The 20,810-nt window shown below is 46.5% G+C and carries 17 protein-coding genes; 3 read left to right on the top strand and 14 right to left on the bottom strand.

Features of this window, described 5'->3' with window-relative positions; translation table 11 throughout:
* Positions 1–26: 26 nt before the first annotated feature.
* The 11 genes from fumC to BW952_RS15715 all read right to left on the bottom strand — a co-directional run bounded on the left by fumC (position 27) and on the right by BW952_RS15715 (position 15,409).
* Positions 27–1,424 carry a class II fumarate hydratase gene (gene fumC, locus BW952_RS15665; RefSeq protein WP_045851316.1) on the bottom strand — a complete coding sequence of 466 codons (1,398 nt, stop codon included), beginning with the start codon at positions 1,422–1,424 and terminating at the stop codon, positions 27–29.
* A 106-nt stretch (positions 1,425–1,530) separates the two neighbouring features.
* The gene (locus BW952_RS15670) at positions 1,531–3,075 is read right to left on the bottom strand and encodes a glycine betaine ABC transporter substrate-binding protein (RefSeq protein ID WP_231581423.1); all 1,545 of its coding nucleotides are present in this window, start codon (positions 3,073–3,075) and stop codon (positions 1,531–1,533) included.
* Between the two features lie 46 nt (positions 3,076–3,121).
* Positions 3,122–4,237 carry an ABC transporter ATP-binding protein gene (locus tag BW952_RS15675; protein ID WP_045851314.1) on the bottom strand — a complete coding sequence of 372 codons (1,116 nt, stop codon included), beginning with the start codon at positions 4,235–4,237 and terminating at the stop codon, positions 3,122–3,124.
* A 274-nt stretch (positions 4,238–4,511) separates the two neighbouring features.
* A complete protein-coding gene (gene leuD, locus BW952_RS15680) occupies positions 4,512–5,111 on the bottom strand; it encodes a 3-isopropylmalate dehydratase small subunit (protein WP_045851313.1) in 600 nt (199 codons plus the stop codon).
* A gap of 15 nt (positions 5,112–5,126) precedes the next feature.
* Positions 5,127–6,539: a 3-isopropylmalate dehydratase large subunit gene (gene leuC / locus BW952_RS15685; protein WP_045851312.1), complete on the bottom strand. Its 1,413-nt coding sequence runs from the start codon at positions 6,537–6,539 to the stop codon at positions 5,127–5,129.
* Between the two features lie 143 nt (positions 6,540–6,682).
* The gene (leuB, locus tag BW952_RS15690) at positions 6,683–7,792 is read right to left on the bottom strand and encodes a 3-isopropylmalate dehydrogenase (RefSeq protein WP_045851311.1); all 1,110 of its coding nucleotides are present in this window, start codon (positions 7,790–7,792) and stop codon (positions 6,683–6,685) included.
* A gap of 46 nt (positions 7,793–7,838) precedes the next feature.
* Positions 7,839–8,855, bottom strand: coding sequence for a ketol-acid reductoisomerase (gene ilvC / locus BW952_RS15695; RefSeq protein ID WP_045851310.1), 1,017 nt, complete (start codon positions 8,853–8,855; stop codon positions 7,839–7,841).
* 37 nt (positions 8,856–8,892) lie between these two features.
* Entirely contained in the window at positions 8,893–9,414 is a 522-nt protein-coding gene (gene ilvN / locus BW952_RS15700; protein ID WP_045851309.1) for an acetolactate synthase small subunit, read from the bottom strand.
* Positions 9,411–11,150, bottom strand: coding sequence for an acetolactate synthase large subunit (gene ilvB, locus BW952_RS15705; protein WP_045851308.1), 1,740 nt, complete (start codon positions 11,148–11,150; stop codon positions 9,411–9,413). Before ilvB ends, ilvN begins: the two co-directional genes overlap by 4 nt.
* A gap of 397 nt (positions 11,151–11,547) precedes the next feature.
* The gene (gene ilvD / locus BW952_RS15710; RefSeq protein WP_045851307.1) at positions 11,548–13,215 is read right to left on the bottom strand and encodes a dihydroxy-acid dehydratase; all 1,668 of its coding nucleotides are present in this window, start codon (positions 13,213–13,215) and stop codon (positions 11,548–11,550) included.
* 235 nt (positions 13,216–13,450) lie between these two features.
* The gene (locus BW952_RS15715; RefSeq protein WP_045851306.1) at positions 13,451–15,409 is read right to left on the bottom strand and encodes a transglycosylase domain-containing protein; all 1,959 of its coding nucleotides are present in this window, start codon (positions 15,407–15,409) and stop codon (positions 13,451–13,453) included.
* 176 nt (positions 15,410–15,585) lie between these two features.
* On the opposite strand from BW952_RS15715, the gene BW952_RS15720 reads away from it, so the two are divergent.
* Positions 15,586–16,902, top strand: coding sequence for a cryptochrome/photolyase family protein (locus tag BW952_RS15720; RefSeq protein ID WP_045851305.1), 1,317 nt, complete (start codon positions 15,586–15,588; stop codon positions 16,900–16,902).
* A gap of 18 nt (positions 16,903–16,920) precedes the next feature.
* On the opposite strand, the gene BW952_RS15725 is transcribed toward BW952_RS15720, so the two are convergent.
* Complete coding sequence (locus BW952_RS15725) at positions 16,921–17,103, bottom strand: twin-arginine translocase TatA/TatE family subunit (RefSeq protein WP_045851304.1); 183 nt, start codon at positions 17,101–17,103, stop codon at positions 16,921–16,923.
* A gap of 113 nt (positions 17,104–17,216) precedes the next feature.
* A complete protein-coding gene (locus tag BW952_RS15730) occupies positions 17,217–18,452 on the bottom strand; it encodes a dicarboxylate/amino acid:cation symporter (protein WP_076496342.1) in 1,236 nt (411 codons plus the stop codon).
* A gap of 304 nt (positions 18,453–18,756) precedes the next feature.
* On the opposite strand from BW952_RS15730, the gene BW952_RS15735 reads away from it, so the two are divergent.
* Together BW952_RS15735 and BW952_RS15740 are read left to right on the top strand one after the other, a co-directional pair.
* The gene (locus BW952_RS15735; RefSeq protein ID WP_052698471.1) at positions 18,757–19,176 is read left to right on the top strand and encodes a low molecular weight phosphatase family protein; all 420 of its coding nucleotides are present in this window, start codon (positions 18,757–18,759) and stop codon (positions 19,174–19,176) included.
* A gap of 98 nt (positions 19,177–19,274) precedes the next feature.
* Positions 19,275–20,099 carry an EcsC family protein gene (locus tag BW952_RS15740; protein WP_045851302.1) on the top strand — a complete coding sequence of 275 codons (825 nt, stop codon included), beginning with the start codon at positions 19,275–19,277 and terminating at the stop codon, positions 20,097–20,099.
* On the opposite strand, the gene BW952_RS15745 is transcribed toward BW952_RS15740, so the two are convergent.
* Positions 20,096–20,773 carry a TrkA C-terminal domain-containing protein gene (locus tag BW952_RS15745; RefSeq protein ID WP_045851301.1) on the bottom strand — a complete coding sequence of 226 codons (678 nt, stop codon included), beginning with the start codon at positions 20,771–20,773 and terminating at the stop codon, positions 20,096–20,098. The genes BW952_RS15740 and BW952_RS15745 overlap by 4 nt on opposite strands.
* Between the last annotated feature and the right edge of the window lie 37 nt (positions 20,774–20,810).

The following is a 20,810-nucleotide window of genomic DNA, read 5'->3' on the forward strand; positions in this document are numbered from 1 at the left end:
GCCTCAAATAGGAGGCGGGTTCTTTTTCATTTCTTTTTCTTTTTTTCAGGCAGGTTGACCATCTTTTCAGGCACAATCCACTCGTCATATTGCTCGGCTGTGACTAAGCCCGATGCCATCGCGGCTTCTTTTAGCGTTGTTCCTTTTTGATGGGCAGACTTGGCAATAGAAGCTGCTTTTTCGTAACCAATATGAGGATTTAATGCCGTCACCAGCATGAGAGACTGCTCCATCAGTTCTTTGATCCGTTCTACATTCGCTTCAATTCCAGCGGCACAGCGTTCGTCAAAAGAGGAAATCGCATCCGCTAATAATCGAATGGACTGCAGAGTATTGTATACGATTACCGGCTTAAACACATTTAACTCAAAGTTCCCCTGACTGGCCGCAAACCCGACTGCTGCGTCATTCCCCATCACCTGCACAACGGCCATCGTCAACGCCTCACTTTGTGTCGGGTTTACTTTCCCAGGCATAATCGAGCTGCCTGGCTCATTGGCCGGGATTGTCAGCTCGCCAATTCCGCTTCTCGGTCCGCTTGACAGCCACCGCACGTCGTTAGCGATCTTCATGACATCCGCAGCCAGCGCTTTTAAAGCGCCATGAAAAAAAACAATTTCATCGTGGCTGGTCAAAGCATGGAATTTGTTAGATGATGATACAAAGGGCCAGCCCGTTTGCTTTTTTAGTTGACGGGCCGTTTCCTCGCCGAATGCTGAGTCTGCATTAATGCCTGTGCCGACCGCTGTCCCGCCAATTGCCAGCGGAAGCAGCCCTTTTTCAGCTTGTTCAATCATTTTCTCGGACCGGACAATCATATGACGCCAGCCCGATATCTCCTGTCCAAGTGACAATGGCGTTGCATCCTGTAAATGCGTACGGCCAATTTTGATTACATTCATAAAAGCTTTTTCCTTTTTCTTCAATGTTTTTTTAAAGTGCTTTAACGCCGGCTTCAGCCGTTTTTCCGTTTCTTCATAAAGCGCTATATGCATCGCTGTCGGAAAAGTATCATTGGAGCTCTGGGACATATTCACATCGTCATTCGGATGAATGAAGCCTTCTTTTCCGGCAATCTCAGCGGCGCGTCTTGCTACAACTTCATTGACGTTCATATTCGACTGTGTTCCGCTTCCTGTCTGCCATACGGATAGCGGAAAATGATCGGCACTCACCTCTCCACTCAATAAATCATCGCAGGCAGCGGAAATTGCGCTTACCTTTTCCTCCGGGAGCATGCCGAGATCCCCGTTCACTATGGCTGCCGCTTTTTTCAAATGGGCAAAGGCATAGATCATTTCAACGGGCATTTTTTCCGTGCCGATCGGAAAATTTTCCAGACTCCGCTGTGTTTGTGCTCCCCAATATTTATCAGAAGATACCTTTATTTCACCAATGGTATCCCTCTCAACTCGATATTTCATTATGTACCCTCCTTTAAATCGCTGCTCTTCTCACTTTTCCCGAATTTTCTTTCTTCATGCCTTTAACAAGAAAAAAAGCGTTCCGCTCATGCGAAACGCTTCTTGCTCAATTTAATAATCCTTCTTCCTGCAAAAATTCTTCGGCGACTTCTTCATATTTCTTGCCGTCAATGTCTACCCGCTTGTTTAATTCCTGCATGCGTTCATCATCAATTTTGCCAGCCAGCCTATTCAGCATCTCTTCAAGCTCGGGGTGCTCTTCCAACACTTCGCCGCGCACGACAGGGATCGCATAATAAGGAGGGAAAAACTGCTTATCATCCTCCAGCACCTTTAAATCAAACGCCTGAATACGTCCATCTGTTGTGTACGCATCAATCGCGTCCACTTCATTGTTTTTTATGGCACTGTACATAATGCCAGTATCTAATGTTTGTGTTGAGGCAAAATCAAGTCCGTACACGTTTTGAAGTCCCGGATAGCCGTCCGGACGCTCTAAAAATTCCGGCTCTGAGCCGAACCGCATGTCCTTTGCATACGGCTGGAGCTGAGAAATGGTTTCAATGCCGTACCGTTCAGCATCTGCCTGACGGATCGTGACTGAATACGTATTATTGAATCCGATCGGGTCAAGCAGCTGAAGATCGAATTCTTCATTAAACCGCTGCTTCGCATAATCGTATACTTCCTCCGGATCATTGCTGTCGATTTCCTCTTTTAAATAGTTGATTAAAATCGTTCCTGTATACTCAACCGACATATCATAGGACCCTTGCTTTAATCCGTCAAACACACCGGCCGAACCGCTGATAAACGACTCATAATTTACATTTAAGTCGGTTTCTTCTTCAATAAGCTTTCCATATACATGAACAAGTATTTCCTGTTCGGTAAACGATTTTCCGGTAATGGTAATCGTATTGCCTGATTGTCCACCGCTAATAAAAGGCCAGACGACCATACCGATAAACAAAACGGCTACCGCTCCGGCTATCGCATAGGTCATGCGGCGGCTGCGCTTGCCTTTTTTCTGCAGCGCTTCTGTTGATGAATTGTATTCAATTCTTTTTAAGACAAAGTCAAGAATAATGGCAATAAGCGCCGCCGGGATCGCTCCTGCTAAAATAAGCCCCGAATTGTACGTTTGCAGCCCGCGGAAAATTAAATCCCCCAGTCCGCCTGCGCCGATCAAACCGGCAATTGTGGCCACCCCTACAATTAACACCGTCGCGGTTCTGACACCGCCCATAATGACCTTCATCGCAAGCGGCATTTCCACCATCCACAGCACCTGCCGGCTGGTCATCCCCATGCCGACACCCGCTTCTACCGTTGATCGATCGACACCTGTAATACCCAAATATGTATTTCGTAAAATAGGCAGAAGACCGTAGATCGTTAAGGCGATAATCGCTGGCGCTTTTCCTGTTCCAATAAACGGGACAAGAAACACAAGCAGTGCTAAGCTCGGAATTGTTTGAAATACTGCTGTAATTCCGATAATGGGCTCAGCAATTTTTTTATGACGGGTTAAATAAATTCCGAGAGGCACGGATATGAGGATCGCAAGGCCAATTGAAATTAACGACAAATATAAATGTTCAAGAATGAGCTGCCATATTTCGGCCCATCTCGTTGTAAAAGCATCCACTGTCTGATTCACTAAATTAAGCGTAAAAATAAGTCATCCCTCCTCCTTAAGCAAATTGATTGGAAATGTGCCGGACGATACTGGCACGGTTGATCATTCCTTGTACGCGGTTTTGTTCATCTGTCACGACAATAAAGCTGAGTGGCGACTGATTAATCATATCGAGTGCTGTTTCCGGATCATCCAGATGATTCATCACAGGCACTTGCACTTTTTCAATGTCACGAAGGGTCATGTCTTCATTCGAATAATACTTCTGAAGATCCCATATCCCGACCACACCGTGGTACTGGCGCTGGTTGTCGACAATAATTAAGCTGTCGACCCGTTTTTGGCGCATCAGCTTCAAGGCGGCAGCAATTCCTCTTTCCGGCGATGCCGTAACCGGTGATGTCATTAACAGCTCCAATGCCGGAAGAGACATCGTATCCTGCTGCATGCGGTCTTCTCCGATAAACTGCCGAACAAAATCGTTGGCTGGATGGCGAAGAATGCGCTCAGGGGTATCTAATTGGACAACTTCGCCCCCTTGCATAATACAAATTCTGTCAGCGATCTTAAGCGCTTCATCCATATCGTGCGTCACAAATACGATCGTTTTTTTAATTTCACTTTGCAGACGCACCAGCTCATCCTGCAGCTGCTCGCGGCTGATCGGATCAAGCGCACTGAATGGTTCATCCATTAAAATAATGTTCGGCTCAGCGGCCATGGCACGAATAACCCCAATCCGCTGCTGCTGTCCGCCGGAGAGTTCAGACGGATAACGGTCTCCAAAAACCGCCGGGTCGAGTCCAACAAGATGCATGAGCTCGGTTACTTTTTCGCTGTACTTGGTTTCTTCCCATTTCTTCAGCTTCGGCACGAGACCGACATTTTCTTTAATCGTCATATGAGGCATAAGCCCGATTTGTTGAATGACGTAGCCGATGTCCCGCCGGAGCTGAACCGGGTTGATTTTTGAAATGTTTTTTCCATCAATGGTAATCGTACCGCTCGATGGGTCAATCAAACGGTTGATCATCTTCATCGTGGTCGTTTTCCCGCACCCGCTGGGACCAATTAATACAAATAGTTCCCCAGCCTCTACCTTTAAATTGATTTTTTTCAGCGCTTCAAATCCATCCGGATACTTTTTTGATACTTCATTAAATTCGATCAAAGCACGCACCTCCCTTTCTATCTATTTCCCTATGCCAATAGAGAGAAAACATAAATTCGTCATATTCCGTCATTTTTTTGTCATTTTTGTCATGTGGGTATGTGGTTTAAGCTTCCGCATTTGGGGAATATTATTCGTATCAATAAACAGTATGAGGTGAACGGATATGTTAAAAACAATTTTAATGGTGATTGGTGCAATCGTCGTAATTTCTTGGATTGTGTCCATGCTTTAATTTAAAAAGCCTTCCCTTTAAAAACGGGAAGGCTTTTTTTCAGCTGTATTGCTTGCCGTACATTTTCTCTTCGTAACGGGCAATTCGTTGTTCTTCTGACAGGGTAACGGAAATTTCGTCCCAGCCGTTGATGAGCATTTTCTTCCAGTACGGGTCGATGTCAAAGTGCGCTTTAAAGCCGCTTTCATCACTGACAGATTGCTCTTCAAGGTTGATGTGAAGCTTGTAGCCCGGAACAGACGAGCGTTCGAGCAATGTTTCGACTTCATCGTCCGTTAATTTCACAGCGAGAATGCCATTTTTTACGCTATTATTGTAAAAAATGTCCGCATAGCTTGGCGCGATAATAATACGGAAGCCGTAATCCAAAAGTGCCCACGGAGCATGCTCACGTGATGAGCCGCAGCCAAAATTTTCACCTGCAACTAAAATATCAGAATCGGCGAATTTTGGATCGTTTAAAATAAAGTCTTCACGCTTATTGCCATCATCATCAAAGCGCCAATTGTAAAAAACGAACTGGCCAAAGCCCGCACGTTCGATTCGCTTTAAAAATTGCTTTGGAATAATTTGATCCGTATCAATGTTGGCCCGGTTGATGGGACAAACAGTTCCTGTAAATTGATTAATCGGCTCCATGCAAGCCCCTCCTTTTTATTGATTCACTCCCGAAAGTTCACGCACATCCGTAAAACGACCGGTTACAGCTGCTGCAGCTGCCATAGACGGACTGACAAGATGGGTACGGGCACCGCTTCCTTGACGTCCTTCGAAATTGCGGTTTGATGTAGATGCACAGCGCTTGCCTGGTGGTACAATGTCATCGTTCATGGCAAGACACATCGAGCAGCCCGACTCGCGCCACTGGAAGCCGGCATCAATAAAGATTTGATCCAGTCCTTCTGCCTCTGCCTGCTGTTTAACCGTTTGGGAACCGGGAACAACAATCGCCGTTACGCTCTCCTGTACTTTACGGCCTTTTGCTACTTCTGCCGCAGCACGCAAATCGCTTAAACGGGAATTTGTGCAGGAGCCGATAAACACGTAATCTACCGGAATATCTGTTAATTTCGTTCCTGCTTCAAGACCCATGTAGTCAAGGGCTAGACGAACAGACTCTTTATCCGCTTCACGATCGAATTGATCAGGAGACGGAACAAAGCCTGAGATGCCGCTGCCCATCGCCGGATTGGTTCCCCATGTCATCTGCGGCTCAATGTCTGCTGCATCAATTTCGAGTGTTTTATCATATGAAGCACCTTCATCCGAAGCAAGAGAAAGCCATCGTTTCGCTGCTTCTTCAAAATCCTCTCCTTGAGGGGCATAGCGGCGTCCACGCAAATACTCCACTGTCGTCATATCCGGGCTGACCAGGCCTGCCCGCGCACCTGCTTCAATCGACATATTGCAAATCGTCATGCGCTGCTCCATGGATAATGAACGGATCGCTTCACCTGTAAATTCCATCACATAGCCTGTACCGGCATTCACGCCGAATTTCGCAATAATGGCCAAAATAATATCCTTGGACTGAACGCCAAAGCCAAGCTTGCCGTTTACTTTAATTTGCAATGTTTTCGGCTGCTTTTGCCAGATCGTTTGCGTAGCGAGTACGTGCTCTACCTCACTTGTGCCGATCCCAAATGCAAGTGCTCCGAACGCTCCGTGAGTAGATGTATGGCTGTCGCCGCAAACAATCGTTTTGCCCGGCTGTGTTAAACCAAGCTGCGGTCCGATCACGTGAACAATTCCCTGGTCCGGGTGATCAATGTCCGCCAGTTCAATACCGAATTCGCGGCAGTTTTTCTGTAAGGTTTCCATTTGCGTTTTCGAAACCGGGTCACTTACAATGTGCCGGTTCACCGTTGGAACGTTATGGTCCATTGTTGCGTATGTTAAATCAGGCCGTCTGACGCGGCGGCCGTTCATGCGCAATCCTTCAAACGCCTGCGGTGATGTTACTTCATGAACAAGATGCAAGTCGATGTAAAGCAGATCTGGCTTTCCTTCTTCTCTGCTTACAACGTGGTTTTCCCAAATCTTTTCAATAACCGTTTTCTTCGTCATCGTACAGCCCCCCTCTTATGTGCGTATGATTTTAATAGAATCTTTTTTCGCCCAATTTGTTTCTTCTCCAGTGGATAAAAAACGAGGACCCCGCCTTCCTTTGACAAATAGACAAAGGAAGGTTGAATCCACGTTGGCTTTTTTTACATGTAAACTACTTCATCGGCTGAAGCAGGTACATCATCAGCAATTCGCTCCGTCACGAGTTTGATCATTTGATCCGTCCCAACGATCGTGCTGCCTTCCATCTGCAAGTCCGGCGTGCAGAAGCCGTCATTTAAAACGGATTGCACCGCACGCTCAATTGCTTCGCCTTCCTCACGCAGATGAAGCGAGTACTTCAGCATTAATGCTGTGGACAGGATCATGGCCAGCGGATTCGCTTTGTTTTGACCGGCGATATCAGGCGCTGAGCCATGAACCGGCTCGTACAAGCCAAGACCGCTCTCCGATAAGCTTGCGGACGGAAGCATTCCGAGCGATCCGGTAATCATTGAGGCTTCATCACTTAAAATGTCACCAAATAAGTTTTCCGTTACGATCACATCAAACTGCCCCGGGCTTGAAATGAGCTTCATCGCAGCCGCATCCACATACATATGATCAACCGTTACTTCCGGGTAATCTGCTGCTTTTTCGTTGACGATTTCCCGCCACATCCGGCTGGATTCAAGCACATTGGCTTTATCAACAGACGTCAGGCGGCCGTCGCGCGATTTGGCAAATTCAAATGCTTTTACAACGATACGCTCGATCTCTTCACGTGTATACAATAATGTATCAACAACCACATCATTGTTCTCACCGCGCCGTTCGCTAGGCTTGCCGAAATACAGCCCGCCCGTTAGTTCGCGAACGATGAGCATATTGACATTTCCGGCAATTTCAGGCTTTAACGGTGAAGACTGCACGAGTTTTTGGAATGACGGAATAGGGCGCAGATTGGCGAACAATCCAAGCTCTTTCCGAATTGCCAGCAGGCCCCGCTCTGGACGTTCTGCGGACGGAAGGCTGTCCCATTTAGGACCTCCTACCGCACCAAGCAAAATCGCGTCACTGCTTTTGGCAAGCGCTAAAGTTGAATCCGGCAGCGGCGTCCCGTCCGAATCAATAGCGGCTCCCCCAATGTTCGCGTATTCTAATTCAAATTCATGTCCGAAGCGTTTTCCGACCGCTTCAAGTGCAGATGCAGCACCTGATGCAATTTCCCGACCGATTCCATCACCCGGCAAAATGGCAATTTTCTTCTTCACGTAAATCCCTCCGTTGCTTGAAATCACTTTTTATAAATGAAAAACCTTAGTTTTTAACGCCTTCTGCTTTTTTGTTTTGCTTGATGAACGGCATAAGGGCACGAAGCTCTTTCCCAACAACTTCAAGCTGGTGCTCACTTTCACGGCGAGTGATCGCTGTGAATTCAGGACGGTTTAATTGGTTCTCCTGCAGCCAGCCTTTCGCAAATTTACCTGTTTGGATATCTGTTAATACATCTTTCATGCGCGCTTTTGTCTCAGCTGTGATAACGCGTGGTCCTGATACGTAGTCGCCCCATTGAGCTGTATCAGAGATGGAGTAGCGCATGCCTTCAAGGCCGCCCTCGTACATAAGATCAACGATCAATTTCAATTCATGCAAGCACTCGAAGTACGCAATTTCCGGCTGGTAGCCTGCTTCTACAAGTGTTTCAAAGCCTGCTTTAACAAGCTCAGCTGTTCCGCCGCAAAGTACTGCTTGCTCACCGAACAAATCTGTTTCTGTTTCTTCACGGAATGATGTTTCAAGAATACCTGCACGGCCTGCGCCAACGCCTTTCGCATAAGCAAGCGCGATGTCTTTTGCTTGGCCAGTGTAATCCTGGTAGATGGCAAACAATGCCGGTACACCAGCGCCTTGCTCGTAAGTGCGGCGTACAAGGTGACCAGGACCTTTAGGCGCTGCAAGGAATACATCTACATTTGCAGGTGGTGTGATTTGATTGAAATGAACGTTGAAGCCGTGAGCAAATGCAAGCGCATTTCCTTCTTGAAGCTCAGGCTCGATTTCTGCTTTGTATACAGCCGTTTGATATTCATCTGGAAGAAGAATCATGATGATGTCCGCTGCCGCGCTTGCTTCACGCACTGTTTTCACATCAAAGCCATCCGCCGTTGCCTGATCAAATGATTTTCCCGGGCGAAGACCAACAACTACATTTACGCCGCTTTCACGAAGGTTCAAGGCGTGTGCATGACCTTGCGAACCGTAACCGATGATTGCTACTGTTTTGTTTGAAAGTACCGCTTCGTTAATGTCACCATTGTAATAAACTTTTGTCATTTTTTTCATCCTCCAACATTGTTTTTTGTTTTTTATTTTAATTTAAAATAGAAACCTGTTTTGATTCTGACACAAACCGCTGGGAGCCGCGCTTAATGGCGGTTTGTCCTGTGCGGGCTACTTCTTTAATGCCGTAAGGGCGCAGAAGCTCGATCATCGCTTCGATTTTCTCGAAGTTGCCGACCACCTGGATGGTCACGCTGTCCCGTGCTACATCAATAATTGTTGCACGGAAAGGCTCGATGATCACGTTAATTTCAGCACGAGTCTGCGGAGTGGTCATAACCTTCAGCAGCGCAAGCTCTCGTGTGACAATCGCCTGCTCCGTAATGTCATTTACTTTTAATACGTCAATTTGCTTGTTCAGCTGCTTGACAACCTGCTCCACCGTCCGGTCGTCATCAACGTGAATGACAAAGGTCATCTTTGATACGCCTTCTGTTTCAGTGGCACCGACTGTAATGCTTTCAATATTAAACTGGCGGCGAGTAAAAAGGCCTGTGATTCGGTTTAACACACCGCTTTGATTTAAGACAGTGGCTGTTACGATTCGTTTCATTGCGGTTTCACTCCGATCATTTCATGAAGTCCTTTGCCTGGCGCGATCATCGGGTAAACCATTTCTTTCGGCTTAATGCGGCAATCGATCAAAACAGGCTCATTATCTGTCAGTGTTTCACGCATGACTTTTTCTGCCTCTTCTTCAGTCGTGACAACATATCCGCGAAGGCCGTACGCCTCAGCTAATTTAACAAAATCCGGCTGAACAGGGATTAAAGACTGCGAATACCGTTCTTCGTAGAATGTTTCCTGCCATTGGCGAACCATGCCAAGCGCCATGTTGTTGTAAATGACAATTTTAACCGGAAGCTTTAATTCCGCTACAAGTCCAAGCTCCTGCAAAGTCATTTGGAAGCCTGCGTCACCGGCTACCGCCACGACTGTTTTATCCGGCTTTGCGATCTGTGCGCCAATCGCGGACGGGAAGCCAAAGCCCATTGTGCCAAGGCCGCCTGAGGTTACCCATTGGTCCGGCTTATTAAAGCCGTAATATTGTGCTGTCCACATTTGATGCTGGCCAACATCCGTCGTCACAACAGCGTCGCCATCCGTAATATCATGAATGAGCTTCATCAGACGCTGCGGCGAAATGCCTTCGTCCGTTTCACTGTTCCAAAGCGGATAGTCTTTTTTATCTTTTTGAAGCTTTTCACGCCATTCGTCTGCCTGCGGCGCTTCAAAATCCAGGCTGAGGATTTTTTTCAGTGCCTCGCGGGCATCCGCAACGATCGGAATTTGAGTCGGTACATTTTTCCCGATTTCTGCCGGGTCAATGTCGATATGCGCAACAGTTGCATTCGGTGCGAAGTGAGCAAGGTTTCCGGTTAAACGGTCATCAAAGCGTGCACCGATGTTGATCAGCAGGTCCGATTCGTAAAGAGCCGTGTTCGCCGCATATGTTCCGTGCATGCCGCCCATTCCAAGGCATAATGGATGGTCCGCCGGGAATCCGCCTAAACCAAGAAGCGTATTCACAACCGGAATTTGCATTTTTTCGACAAATTGAAGCAGTTCCTCAGACGCTTTAGCAAACAGAACCCCCGCACCCGCTAAAATAACCGGCTTTTTCGCTTGAGCAAGTGCACCTCGCAGTTTTTTCACTTGAAGGCTGTTTGGCTTAAAGTTTGGCTGGTATCCTGGCAAATCAAGCTCATCAGAGAATTCTACGCTTCCGACTGTTATTGCAATGTCTTTAGGAATATCGATTAAAACCGGTCCCGGACGGCCAGTGGTAGCAATGTGGAAAGCCTCATGAACGATTCTTGGCAGATCCTCCATTGAACGCACCTGGTAGTTATGCTTTGTAATCGGCATCGTAATCCCGATCACGTCCGCTTCCTGAAAGGCATCCGTTCCAATGACGCCTGTCGCCACCTGTCCGGTAAACACTACTAGCGGGATCGAATCCATCATTGCATCTGTAATGCCTGTCACAAGGTTTGTCGCACCCGGACCTGATGTAGCTAATACAACACCCGGCTTGCCGGATACACGTGCATACCCTTCTGCTGCGTGAATAGCCGCTTGCTCGTGGCGGGCAAGAATGTGACGAATGGGATTTTTGTACAATGCATCATACAAAGGAAGAACGGCTCCTCCCGGATAACCAAACATGACTTCTACATTTTCATTTTTTAACGTTTCAATAAACAGGTCTGCACCGTTCATCGGCTGGGCTGCTTTTGTTTTCTGATCATCAACCTTCAAATCTGCTGCTTTCGCATTTTGACTCATATCTTTCCCCTCCAAATAATGGTGTATTGTCCGTATTGGCAAGAGGTTCCTTCTTTACAGTGGGTACATACCCGATTTTAAGCAAAAAGAAAAGTCCTTTCACGCCTGCGACTGCCTAAACAGAAACGCAGGGGTGAAAAGACTTCCTTCTTTCCACGGTACCACCCTGATTCACGAATTTCCTTGCAAAAATCCGCCTTATGAACCGAAACCCGGTTCTTTTGGTAACGGGTAGCTTATGCACCCGGCTCTTCCTACTGGATGACGTTCAGAAGAGCACTCAGAGGGGATGTCGCGATAAGATGCACTCCCGGCTCTCAGCTATAACCGGTTCTCTGTGAAATGCAGTTCCTATCCCTTTTTCCTCGTCAACGTTTTATATGTGTTGAAGCTTACGTTAAATTTTCATTACCCCGCCTGTATTAGCAGAAGTGACAAGCTTGGCATAGCGTGCAAGCCAGCCTTTTTTGATTTTCGGCTCCGGCTGTACGAAATCCGCACGGCGGGAGGCCAGTTCTTCATCGGATAAATCGACATTTAATGTTCGATTCGTCAAGTCTATCTTAATTCTATCACCATTTTGAATGAATGCAATAGGTCCGCCTTCTGCTGCTTCCGGTGAGATATGACCAATTGAAATGCCGCGTGAAGCTCCTGAGAAGCGTCCGTCTGTCATAAGTGCGACTTTCGTGCCAAGTCCCCGTCCAGCAATAGCCGACGTTGGTGTCAGCATTTCCGGCATGCCCGGTCCGCCTTTTGGTCCTTCGTAGCGAATGACTACTACGTGCCCTTCGCGAACGGTGCCGTTGTTAATATTCTCAATTGCTTCATCCTGTGATTCAAACACAATGGCTTCTCCGTCAAATACCTTGATTGAAGGATCAACTGCTCCTACTTTGATGACGCCGCCAAATGGAGCGATATTGCCATAAAGAATGGATAAGCCGCCAACTGGGCTGTAAGGATCATCCTTCGTGCGAATCACTTGTGTATTCGTAATATGTGCATCTTTTACATTTTCGTAAACGGATTTTCCTGTGATGGTCATACGGTCGCCGTCAATCCCGTTTTCAAGCAAGCACAGTTCACGGATAATCGCGCTGATGCCGCCTGCTTTGTTTACATCATCCATTGTATAATCAGATGCCGGGCTTATTTTTGCCAAATATGGAATCCGGTTGGCTACTTCATTTATACGATTTAAATCATACTCAATTTCCGCTTCATTTGCAATGGCTAATGTATGAAGAACAGTATTTGTTGATCCGCCCATTGCCATGTCAAGCGCAAAAGCGTCATCGATCGCGCGCTCATTGACGATATCACGCGGTTTTAAATCATTCTCAATCGCATTCATCAAATAGCCGACTGCTTCTTTGATTAAGCGGTGGCGCTCAGGGCTTGTGGCAACAATTGTTGCATTGCCCGGAGGCGTCAGACCGAGCATTTCCATAAGCGAGTTCATCGAGTTGGCTGTAAACATGCCCGAACAAGACCCGCAAGTCGGACAAGCATTCGATTCAATGTCCAGCAGCTCTTCTGCTGACATTTTACCAGATAAATGGGCACCTACACCTTCAAAAACAGATGTTAACGTGAGCGGCTTTCCTGTTGACGATACGCCGCCTTCCATCGGTCCGCCTGAAACAAAAACAGATGGAACATTGGTCCGCACGGATGCCATCAGCATGCCCGGCGTAATTTTGTCGCAGTTAGGAATGTAAAACACACCATCAAACCAATGCGCGTTAATGACCGTTTCCGCTGAATCTGCAATAAGTTCACGGCTTGGCAATGAATAGCGCATGCCAATGTGCCCCATTGCGATGCCGTCGTCCACTCCAATTGTGTTGAATTCGAAAGGGACACCGCCTGCTTCTCGGATCTCTCTTTTGACGACTTCTGCAAATTTATTAAGATGAACGTGTCCGGGAATAATGTCTATATACGAGTTGCATACGCCGATAAACGGCTTGTGCAAATCTTTTGTTTTCACACCGGCTGCATAAAGCAAGCTTCGATGTGGAGCACGTTCGACTCCCTTTTTAATCATATCACTGCGCATTGTATCTCCTCCAAGATGACTTGCCTTTCAAATTGCCCATCAACTCTGTGAAAATCGTATATTTAATCTGAAAATTAAGTTTATATTGTGGTCAATGATACCGTTCTTTGCACGTTTGGTCAACACCTTTTCTGTCAAATTTTCTGACAAGATTAAAATCTTTTCTACATTAAAAAAAGAAAGCGTTATCAAAATAATTCTAAAAAAACCGGATGATTGGACATCCGGTCACAGTTTAAAACCATTCATTCCATTTGTCGACAATTCCGTCATACCAGTGTTCTTCCTCCGGCTCTGCTTCTTCGTCGATTGCATCCACGTCAAACGATGCTTCGCCGATGTATGGCAGGATCTCTTCCACCACTTCGCCGAACAGCGGCACTGCCCCGTCTGAGCTGTTTGTCGTCAAGTAGCTGGATTCACTTACTTCCTCGACTCCGACCCAGACCGCCCCGACAAGATTCGGAGTGTAGCCGACAAACCACTGGTCTTCTGTTCCATCAATGCCTTCAATCGGTACTTGCGTCGATCCGGTTTTGCCGGCAATGTCCACGCCGTCTACTTGAGCGCGTTCACCTGAGCCCCGTTCCACAACACCTAAAAGCATAGAGGTCATTTTATCGGTTACTTCTTTAGAGGTTACTTTTACTTCTTCAGGCTCCCATTCCGGTTCCACTTCACCGTCAGGCCCGACAATTTTTTGAATGAAAAAGGTGTCTTTGCGAACTCCATCATTTGAAAAAGCAGAGTATGCTTCTGCCATTTGCAGCGGAGAAACGCCAGGAGTAATATCGCCGAGCGCCATTCCAAGCTTTGCGTTTTCCACTTCTAGACCAAAACGCTTCAACGCATTGACGCCTTTCGATACGCCGATTTGATCCAAAAGCCAGACGGCAGGAATGTTGGCTGATTTCTCAACAGCCCTGTACATTGGCAGCTCACCTTCATAGGTTCCTCCGTAGTTGGACGGCGAATAAGCGCCTTCTCCCTCACCAAAAGACATCTCTTCATCGACCAGCATATCGGTCGGCTCATAGCCTTCTTCAAGTGCGGGCGTGTAAACGGCCAAAGGCTTAATGGTCGACCCAGGCGACTTTTTCATTTGTGTTGCAAAGCTGAATCCGCGGAACACATGCTCCCCACGTCGTCCGACGACCCCGAGCACACCGCCTGTTTTCGGGTCCATCAGCACAGCAGCACTCTGGGCATCCTCCCCGTTCACACTTTCAGGAAAGACAGAGCTGTTTTCGTATACCTTTTCCAATCCCGTCTGTACATCCTGATCCATTGATGTGTAAATGTTATAGCCCTGTGTTAATAAGTCATCCTGTGTTAAACCATACCTCGATATGGCTTCATTGATGACTGCATCCGCATAATGCGCATATTTGCCTTTTAACGGGTCCCCGCTTGTATCCTTCAGCGTCACTTCGGTATCCGCTGTTTTGCCGGCTTCATCTTCATTTATATAGCCGTATTTAACCATTTGATTCAAGACGACTTTCCGTCGCTCAAGCGCGTTATCCATATGATCAATCGGATTATAGCGGGACGGCGCCTTGACCATTCCTGCGAGCATTGATGATTCTGCCACCGTCAGCTCGGAAACGTCCTTGCCAAAATATTTCTTCGATGCATTTTGAACACCCCAGGCTCCGTTTCCAAAATAACTGGTGTTTAAATACATCTCCAAAATTTCTTCTTTTTTGTACACTTTCTCAATTTCAATCGCGAGAAACAGTTCTTCTATTTTCCGCTGGTACGTTTTCTCAGGGGAAAGCAGCGCATTTTTTGTTAGCTGCTGCGTGATCGTACTGGCTCCCTGAACCCGTGATCCGGCCATAACGTTCGTAAAAAGAGCACGGAAAATTCCCTTTACGTCAAAACCGCCATGCTCATAAAAGCGGTTGTCTTCCACCGCGATAATGGCTTCCTGCATGTGGTCTGGAATTTTTTCAATCGATACACTATCTGTCCGGTTGGCGGAAAGCTTGCTTGCTTTCTCCCCATCCCTGTCGTAAATAATTGTTGATTGTGACAATCCTTGCTTTAACGTTTCGACGTCAGCAGATTTCATAAAATAGAAACCCATTCCGAGACCCGCTAACACAACAATCGCCGCAAGCAGAACGGTAATTTGCGTCAAATGAAACTTACGCCACATATGTTGAAAAAATCGTATAACTACTTTCATAATATTTGTTCCCTTCTACATGATACGTGCAGCCTTTTTTCATTGTAAGCACATTTCGCCAAAATGCAACGAATATGGATCAAAAGCGGGATATCTACCTATACGAAGCAAGCACATGAAAAGTTGCATGTTTCTGCCTTGACTCCATAAGATAAATGAAAAAAAGAGGTGATGTGATGAAAAAGATCCTACTGCTGATCCGCAGAGGCGACCTCCGGATGCATGATAACCCCGCACTGCAGGCAGCAGCCCGCTCAGGAAGTATTCTCCCCGTTTTTATATGGGATGAACAAAATGAACGTCTCGGGGCAGCGGCGAAATGGTGGCTGCATGAAGCACTTGGATCGTACATAGCGCAAATGGACAAAGCGGGCGCTTCTGTTGTGCTGAAAGCAGGAGGTACCGCCCGAATTGTACAGCAGATGGCTGCTGAAGAAAACATTAGTGCCGTTTACTGGAACCGTCATTATCCGCCCGCTGTTTATCAGGCTGATCATAAAATGGCCGAGGAGCTTGAAGAAAAAGGGATTGAAGCGAAAACGTTTGAAGGGGATTTGCTTTTGCCGCCCTGGGAAACGAGAAAAAAGGACAACAGTCCGTACAAGGTGTTTACACCCTTTTACAAAAACATCATGACCATGTCGATTCCGAAGCCGCTCCCGAAAGTGGAGAAATTAACAGGCTTCGATCATGAGCAGGTGTCTTTATCGCTAGAGAAGCTTCCCCTCATTTCCGGGTTTCCGTGGCACGATAAGCTAAGCACACACTGGACGGTCAGTGAGCAGGCGGGGCTGAACCGGCTGCATCGTTTTGCCAAAGAAAAGATGAATGCGTACGAGGAAAAGCGGGACCTTCCAGCAGCAGACGGCTGCTCGGGCCTGTCTCCCTATCTTGCAGCAGGGCAGCTTTCCCCGCGGTATGTCTATCATTACGTTCTGCAGTCCGAGAACAGCGGATCTGATTTTCTGCGACAGCTCATATGGCGGGAATTTTCGTGGCACGTCTTATTCCATTTTCCCGATACCTTGGAGAAGCCCTTTAATCCGGCTTTTTGTTCATTTGAATGGGTTCCGGAAAACAAGGAGCCTATTCACTGCTGGCAAAAAGGCGAAACGGGCTTTGATTTTATAGACGCCGGCATGAAGGAGATGTGGGAAACCGGTGTGATGCACAACCGCGTAAGGATGCTTGCCGCTTCTTTTTTCACGAAGCATTTGCTTCAGCACTGGACCATCGGCATGCGTCATTTCGAAGATTGTCTTGTCGATTTAGATGTGGCCAGCAATGTAATGGGCTGGCAGTGGACGGCTGGTACAGGTGTGGATGCTGCTCCTTATTTTCGCATTTTCAACCCGGAGCTGCAGGCAAAAAAATTCGATCCTGACTCGATCTACATAAAAAAATGGCTAAGTGGAAATCGGCCCACAAAAATCGTTGATCATCAGGCGGCGCGAAAACGAGCGCTTGACCGATACAATACCATTAAAAAATAAGCAGCGGGCGCCCGCTGCTTATTTCTTTGAATCCAATTTCTTTTTATCGTCCTCGTCATCATCCATGACGTTTTTCATCCCGCGCTTGAATTCATGCAGCGTTTGTCCGGCAGCCCGTCCAAGCTGAGGTAATTTTTTCGGGCCAAACAACAGCAGGGCGACAATTAATATGATGGCAACTTCACCAAATCCAAGATTCATGTTCGAGTCCCCTTTTCTTTGTAATGCCCATCCATTATAAGCGAAAAATCTTTTTTTGAATAGAAAAAGAGAAGCAGGCCGTCACGTTCAGGCTGCTTCTCTCATATAAATCCTTACGCTTGTGCGCGCTGCTGCTTAATCGTTTTGTTTTTTTCAGACTCGCCTACAAACAAAGCACACGCTGCGTCACCCGTAATGTTCACGGCTGTACGCGTCATGTCGAGCAAGCGGTCAATCCCGATGATCAAGCCGATTCCTTCAACCGGAAGACCAACACTTCCAAGCACCATGGCCAGCATAATCAAGCCAACGCCCGGCACCCCTGCCGTTCCGATACTTGCCAGAACAGCTGTTAAGACGACAGTAGCTAATTCACCCATTGTTAAATCCAGGCCGTATGCCTGAGCAATAAACATGGTCGCAACACCCTGCATAATCGCTGTGCCATCCATATTAATCGTCGCACCAAGCGGCTGAACAAACGAACTGATCGGCTCCGGTACTTTTAATTCATCCTGTGCTACTTCCATTGAAACAGGCAGTGTCGCGTTACTGCTTGATGTACTGAAGGCTACGCCCATCGCCGGTGCGAACTTTTTAAAGAACCAGATCGGACTCTTTTTCGCCAGAAAAGCAACCGTTCCGCCGTACGTGACGACTCCGTGGATAAACAGGGCAGCCAGTACAACGAGCATATAAGAGCCCATCGCCAGAATAGCATCCCATCCTTGCGTTCCGATCGCTGTTGCAATCAAGCCAAACGTACCATACGGAGCAAACTTCATGACGATGCCGACAAGGTACATCATAATTTCATTGCCTTGCTCGACGAGGCTAAAGATTCCTTTTGTTTTATCGCCAAGAGCCGTTAAAGCTAAGCCAATAAAGACAGCGAATACGATCAGCTGCAGCATATTGCCTTCAGCCATAGCATTAATCGGATTCTTAGGGATAATGTTCATTAAGGTTTCACTAACAGGAGGAGCTTCCTCTGCTGTAAATTCAGCACCTGCTGTGTCAAATTCTCCGGCTGCTCCCGGCTGGACAATAGCTGCCAGCGATAAGCCAATAATAATCGCAATGCATGTAGTGATGAGAAAATAGCCAACAGTTTTGACACCGATTCGACCTAATTTTTTCGGATCGCCCAGCCCTGCAGTTCCAAGTACGATGGAAAAGAACACGAGCGGAACGACCAGCATGCTGATTAAGCTGAGAAAGATTTGGCCGACGGGCACGAATACATATGTATTTAGCACATCGAAGACGTTTGGCGCAACCAGGTTCAAGATTAGACCCACAACCGCCCCTAGAATAAGCGCCGCAATAATTTTTGTTGTTAACGACATTTTTTTCATTGAGTTTCCCCCTTTAATCCATATGCAAATTGCACATACCGTCTATCTTAATTGATTAGAGCATAAATGACAAAATTTTTTTAATTGTAACTTACCACTTTTCTAATAAAGCTAAACAAATCGATTTTGATTTATGTTAAGATAAAAAACGTAATTGTTTGCTTCATGCAATAAAACAGACTAAAAGAACCATTATTATCGATTTAATAAATTGAACTATTTTAAGATTGCCGCTTAACAACGAAAAAATGGGGTATAAAAAAGTATAACCACCACGCCAAAGGGGTCAGCAGTTATGAAAAATAAAACAATCCTTTTCCTGTCACCGGTGAATCATTTAAGTATGATGGCAGAAGGCTGGGCAGCAAGGTTAAACGTTCCTACCTGGAATATCGTCAGTGCCGCATGTGCGGCTGCAGAATATGATGCCCTGCCCGTCGAAGCGATGAAAGAAGTAAACATTGACATTCAGAGCCATACACCGTATTCGCTTAAACCTCATCTTGTGCAAGAGGCAGATGTTGTCATTGCCATTTATGATTTTCAGCGGGACAGTTTGCCAGCGCTGCCTGAACAACCGGAACGAAAGATTTTGCGCTGGAATATACCGAACCCGGTCCACTTCGACTTATTGCCTGAAAGATGGGCCGCCTATCAGGAAGTATGCGATGAACTCGCAATAAAAATGCAACAGCTTCAAAAAGAACTAACGTGAACGAACACCTTCGCTTTATAACGATGCCGAGGTGTTTTTTTTTTGAAACTAAACGGGTAGATATCCGTATGTGTTTGAAGAGAAAGGAAGGGATTTAGATGGAAACGAAAGCATCGTTGCTCGAACAGCTTCACGAAGTGGAAAAATGGGAAAAAGATCAAGGCGGCTTGTGGATATGGGACCGTGCTGCCAGGCTGCCCTTTAAGCTTCTTGATAAATTGACACCCTCCTTCATCCAGCGAAAAATCGGCACCCTCCTGGATGAGCTTGGTTATTATATTCAAAGCGGCGGCCGCTATTTAACAAAACAAAGCAGTGTCTTGAAAAAGGTTGAACGCTATGCTGAAACGCCAGTTCATTCAATTGACGATGTAAAAAATCTGCCGCTCGCAGCAATGGACCAAACGGCTTTGTCCATCCAAAAAACGCATTCAGGCGCCGCTACATTGCAAGGTGCCACAACTGGTGTTGGCGGTGTGTTTACACTGGCTGCTGATATTCCGGCCATTCTGGCGATTTCATTAAAAACAGTTCAGGAAATTGCCGTTGCTTACGGCTACGATCCGAATGAACGTGAGGAGCGTATTTTCATTATTAAATGCCTTCAGTTTGTTTCATCGGATATCGTCGGAAAAAGGGCCATTTTAAACGAAATTTCTGATTACGCAAACCGGGGCAACGGCAAGGAAATGATGTCCCAAATGCAGGGATGGCGCGAGGTTGTTCTAGCTTATCGGGAGCAATACAGCTTAAAGAAAATCTTCCGGCTCGTTCCCGTTGTTGGTATTCTTTTCGGCGCGATTTCCAATCGCTCGATGATTGAAGATTTGTCGGATACAGCGATTATGCTGTATCGGAAAAGACGGATTTTAGACAAGCTGGCCAGTCATGAGGCAAAGATGGAATCAGAAAGCCGCTCCTAACGCGGCTTTTCTGATTCCATTTCTTCTGTAAGTTTTTCGATAGCCTGTTTATTGCCGTAAAGGTACAGCTTATCTCCTGCTTGAATGGTTTCATCTACAAGGTTTTCTCTTATATTCACTTCCCCTCTTTTAATGAACAGCAAGTTAATATCATGTCCGTGCTCAAAGGCTCCCTCTACCTTTTTTCCATCAAGGGGGGTTTTTTCTTCGATCACGAGATCGGTCACTACATCATCCTCGCTTAAGAAAAGAGCTTCTTTAATCGGCAGCTCTGAAATATCCAAATTCTTTTTCATTTCATATTCGAACCGGTGCTGAAGCAATTTTTTCGTCATCGGTGTTTTTCCCAGGATAAAAATGACTAGCAGAACAGAGCTAATGATCATCAATTTGTTCAGCCGTAAATCATCCGATAAAATATTGGTAATCGCTGAGATAATCACGGCCAATGAAAAAGCGCCGAATAGAATCAGGCCCATACTGATGCGCCGGCGGATGGGATGATCGATAATCAGCTGAGATTCATCCGTTGTAAATCCTGTTCCAGTCAGCATAGAGATGGCCTGGTAGCGGGCCACTCCTTTTTCAAGTCCAGTCAGCGTAAAAGCAATCACCGATATTTCAATCACAAGGGCAACAATCAAAAAATATAAAAGGATAAAAACGAATCCCATGGTTTTCCTTCTTTCTGAGATGCATTTTTCCTTCATC

This window comes from Domibacillus enclensis, assembly GCF_900156125.1.
Taxonomy (GTDB): Bacteria; Bacillota; Bacilli; order Bacillales; family Domibacillaceae; genus Domibacillus; species Domibacillus enclensis.

Excerpts from the sequence above, each read along its gene's own strand:
- BW952_RS15720 (WP_045851305.1), top strand. The coding sequence starts at position 15,586 with ATGAAAAAGATCCTACTGCTGATCCGCAGAGGCGACCTCCGGATGCAT.
- BW952_RS15730 (WP_076496342.1), bottom strand. The coding sequence starts at position 18,452 with ATGTCGTTAACAACAAAAATTATTGCGGCGCTTATTCTAGGGGCGGTT.
- BW952_RS15725 (WP_045851304.1), bottom strand. The coding sequence starts at position 17,103 with ATGAATCTTGGATTTGGTGAAGTTGCCATCATATTAATTGTCGCCCTG.
- ilvN (WP_045851309.1), bottom strand. The coding sequence starts at position 9,414 with ATGAAACGAATCGTAACAGCCACTGTCTTAAATCAAAGCGGTGTGTTA.
- ilvD (WP_045851307.1), bottom strand. The coding sequence starts at position 13,215 with ATGCGCAGTGATATGATTAAAAAGGGAGTCGAACGTGCTCCACATCGA.
- leuC (WP_045851312.1), bottom strand. The coding sequence starts at position 6,539 with ATGACGAAGAAAACGGTTATTGAAAAGATTTGGGAAAACCACGTTGTA.
- BW952_RS15735 (WP_052698471.1), top strand. The coding sequence starts at position 18,757 with ATGAAAAATAAAACAATCCTTTTCCTGTCACCGGTGAATCATTTAAGT.
- ilvB (WP_045851308.1), bottom strand. The coding sequence starts at position 11,150 with ATGAGTCAAAATGCGAAAGCAGCAGATTTGAAGGTTGATGATCAGAAA.
- BW952_RS15745 (WP_045851301.1), bottom strand. The coding sequence starts at position 20,773 with ATGGGATTCGTTTTTATCCTTTTATATTTTTTGATTGTTGCCCTTGTG.
- BW952_RS15740 (WP_045851302.1), top strand. The coding sequence starts at position 19,275 with ATGGAAACGAAAGCATCGTTGCTCGAACAGCTTCACGAAGTGGAAAAA.
- BW952_RS15715 (WP_045851306.1), bottom strand. The coding sequence starts at position 15,409 with ATGAAAGTAGTTATACGATTTTTTCAACATATGTGGCGTAAGTTTCAT.
- fumC (WP_045851316.1), bottom strand. The coding sequence starts at position 1,424 with ATGAAATATCGAGTTGAGAGGGATACCATTGGTGAAATAAAGGTATCT.
- leuD (WP_045851313.1), bottom strand. The coding sequence starts at position 5,111 with ATGGAGCCGATTAATCAATTTACAGGAACTGTTTGTCCCATCAACCGG.
- ilvC (WP_045851310.1), bottom strand. The coding sequence starts at position 8,855 with ATGACAAAAGTTTATTACAATGGTGACATTAACGAAGCGGTACTTTCA.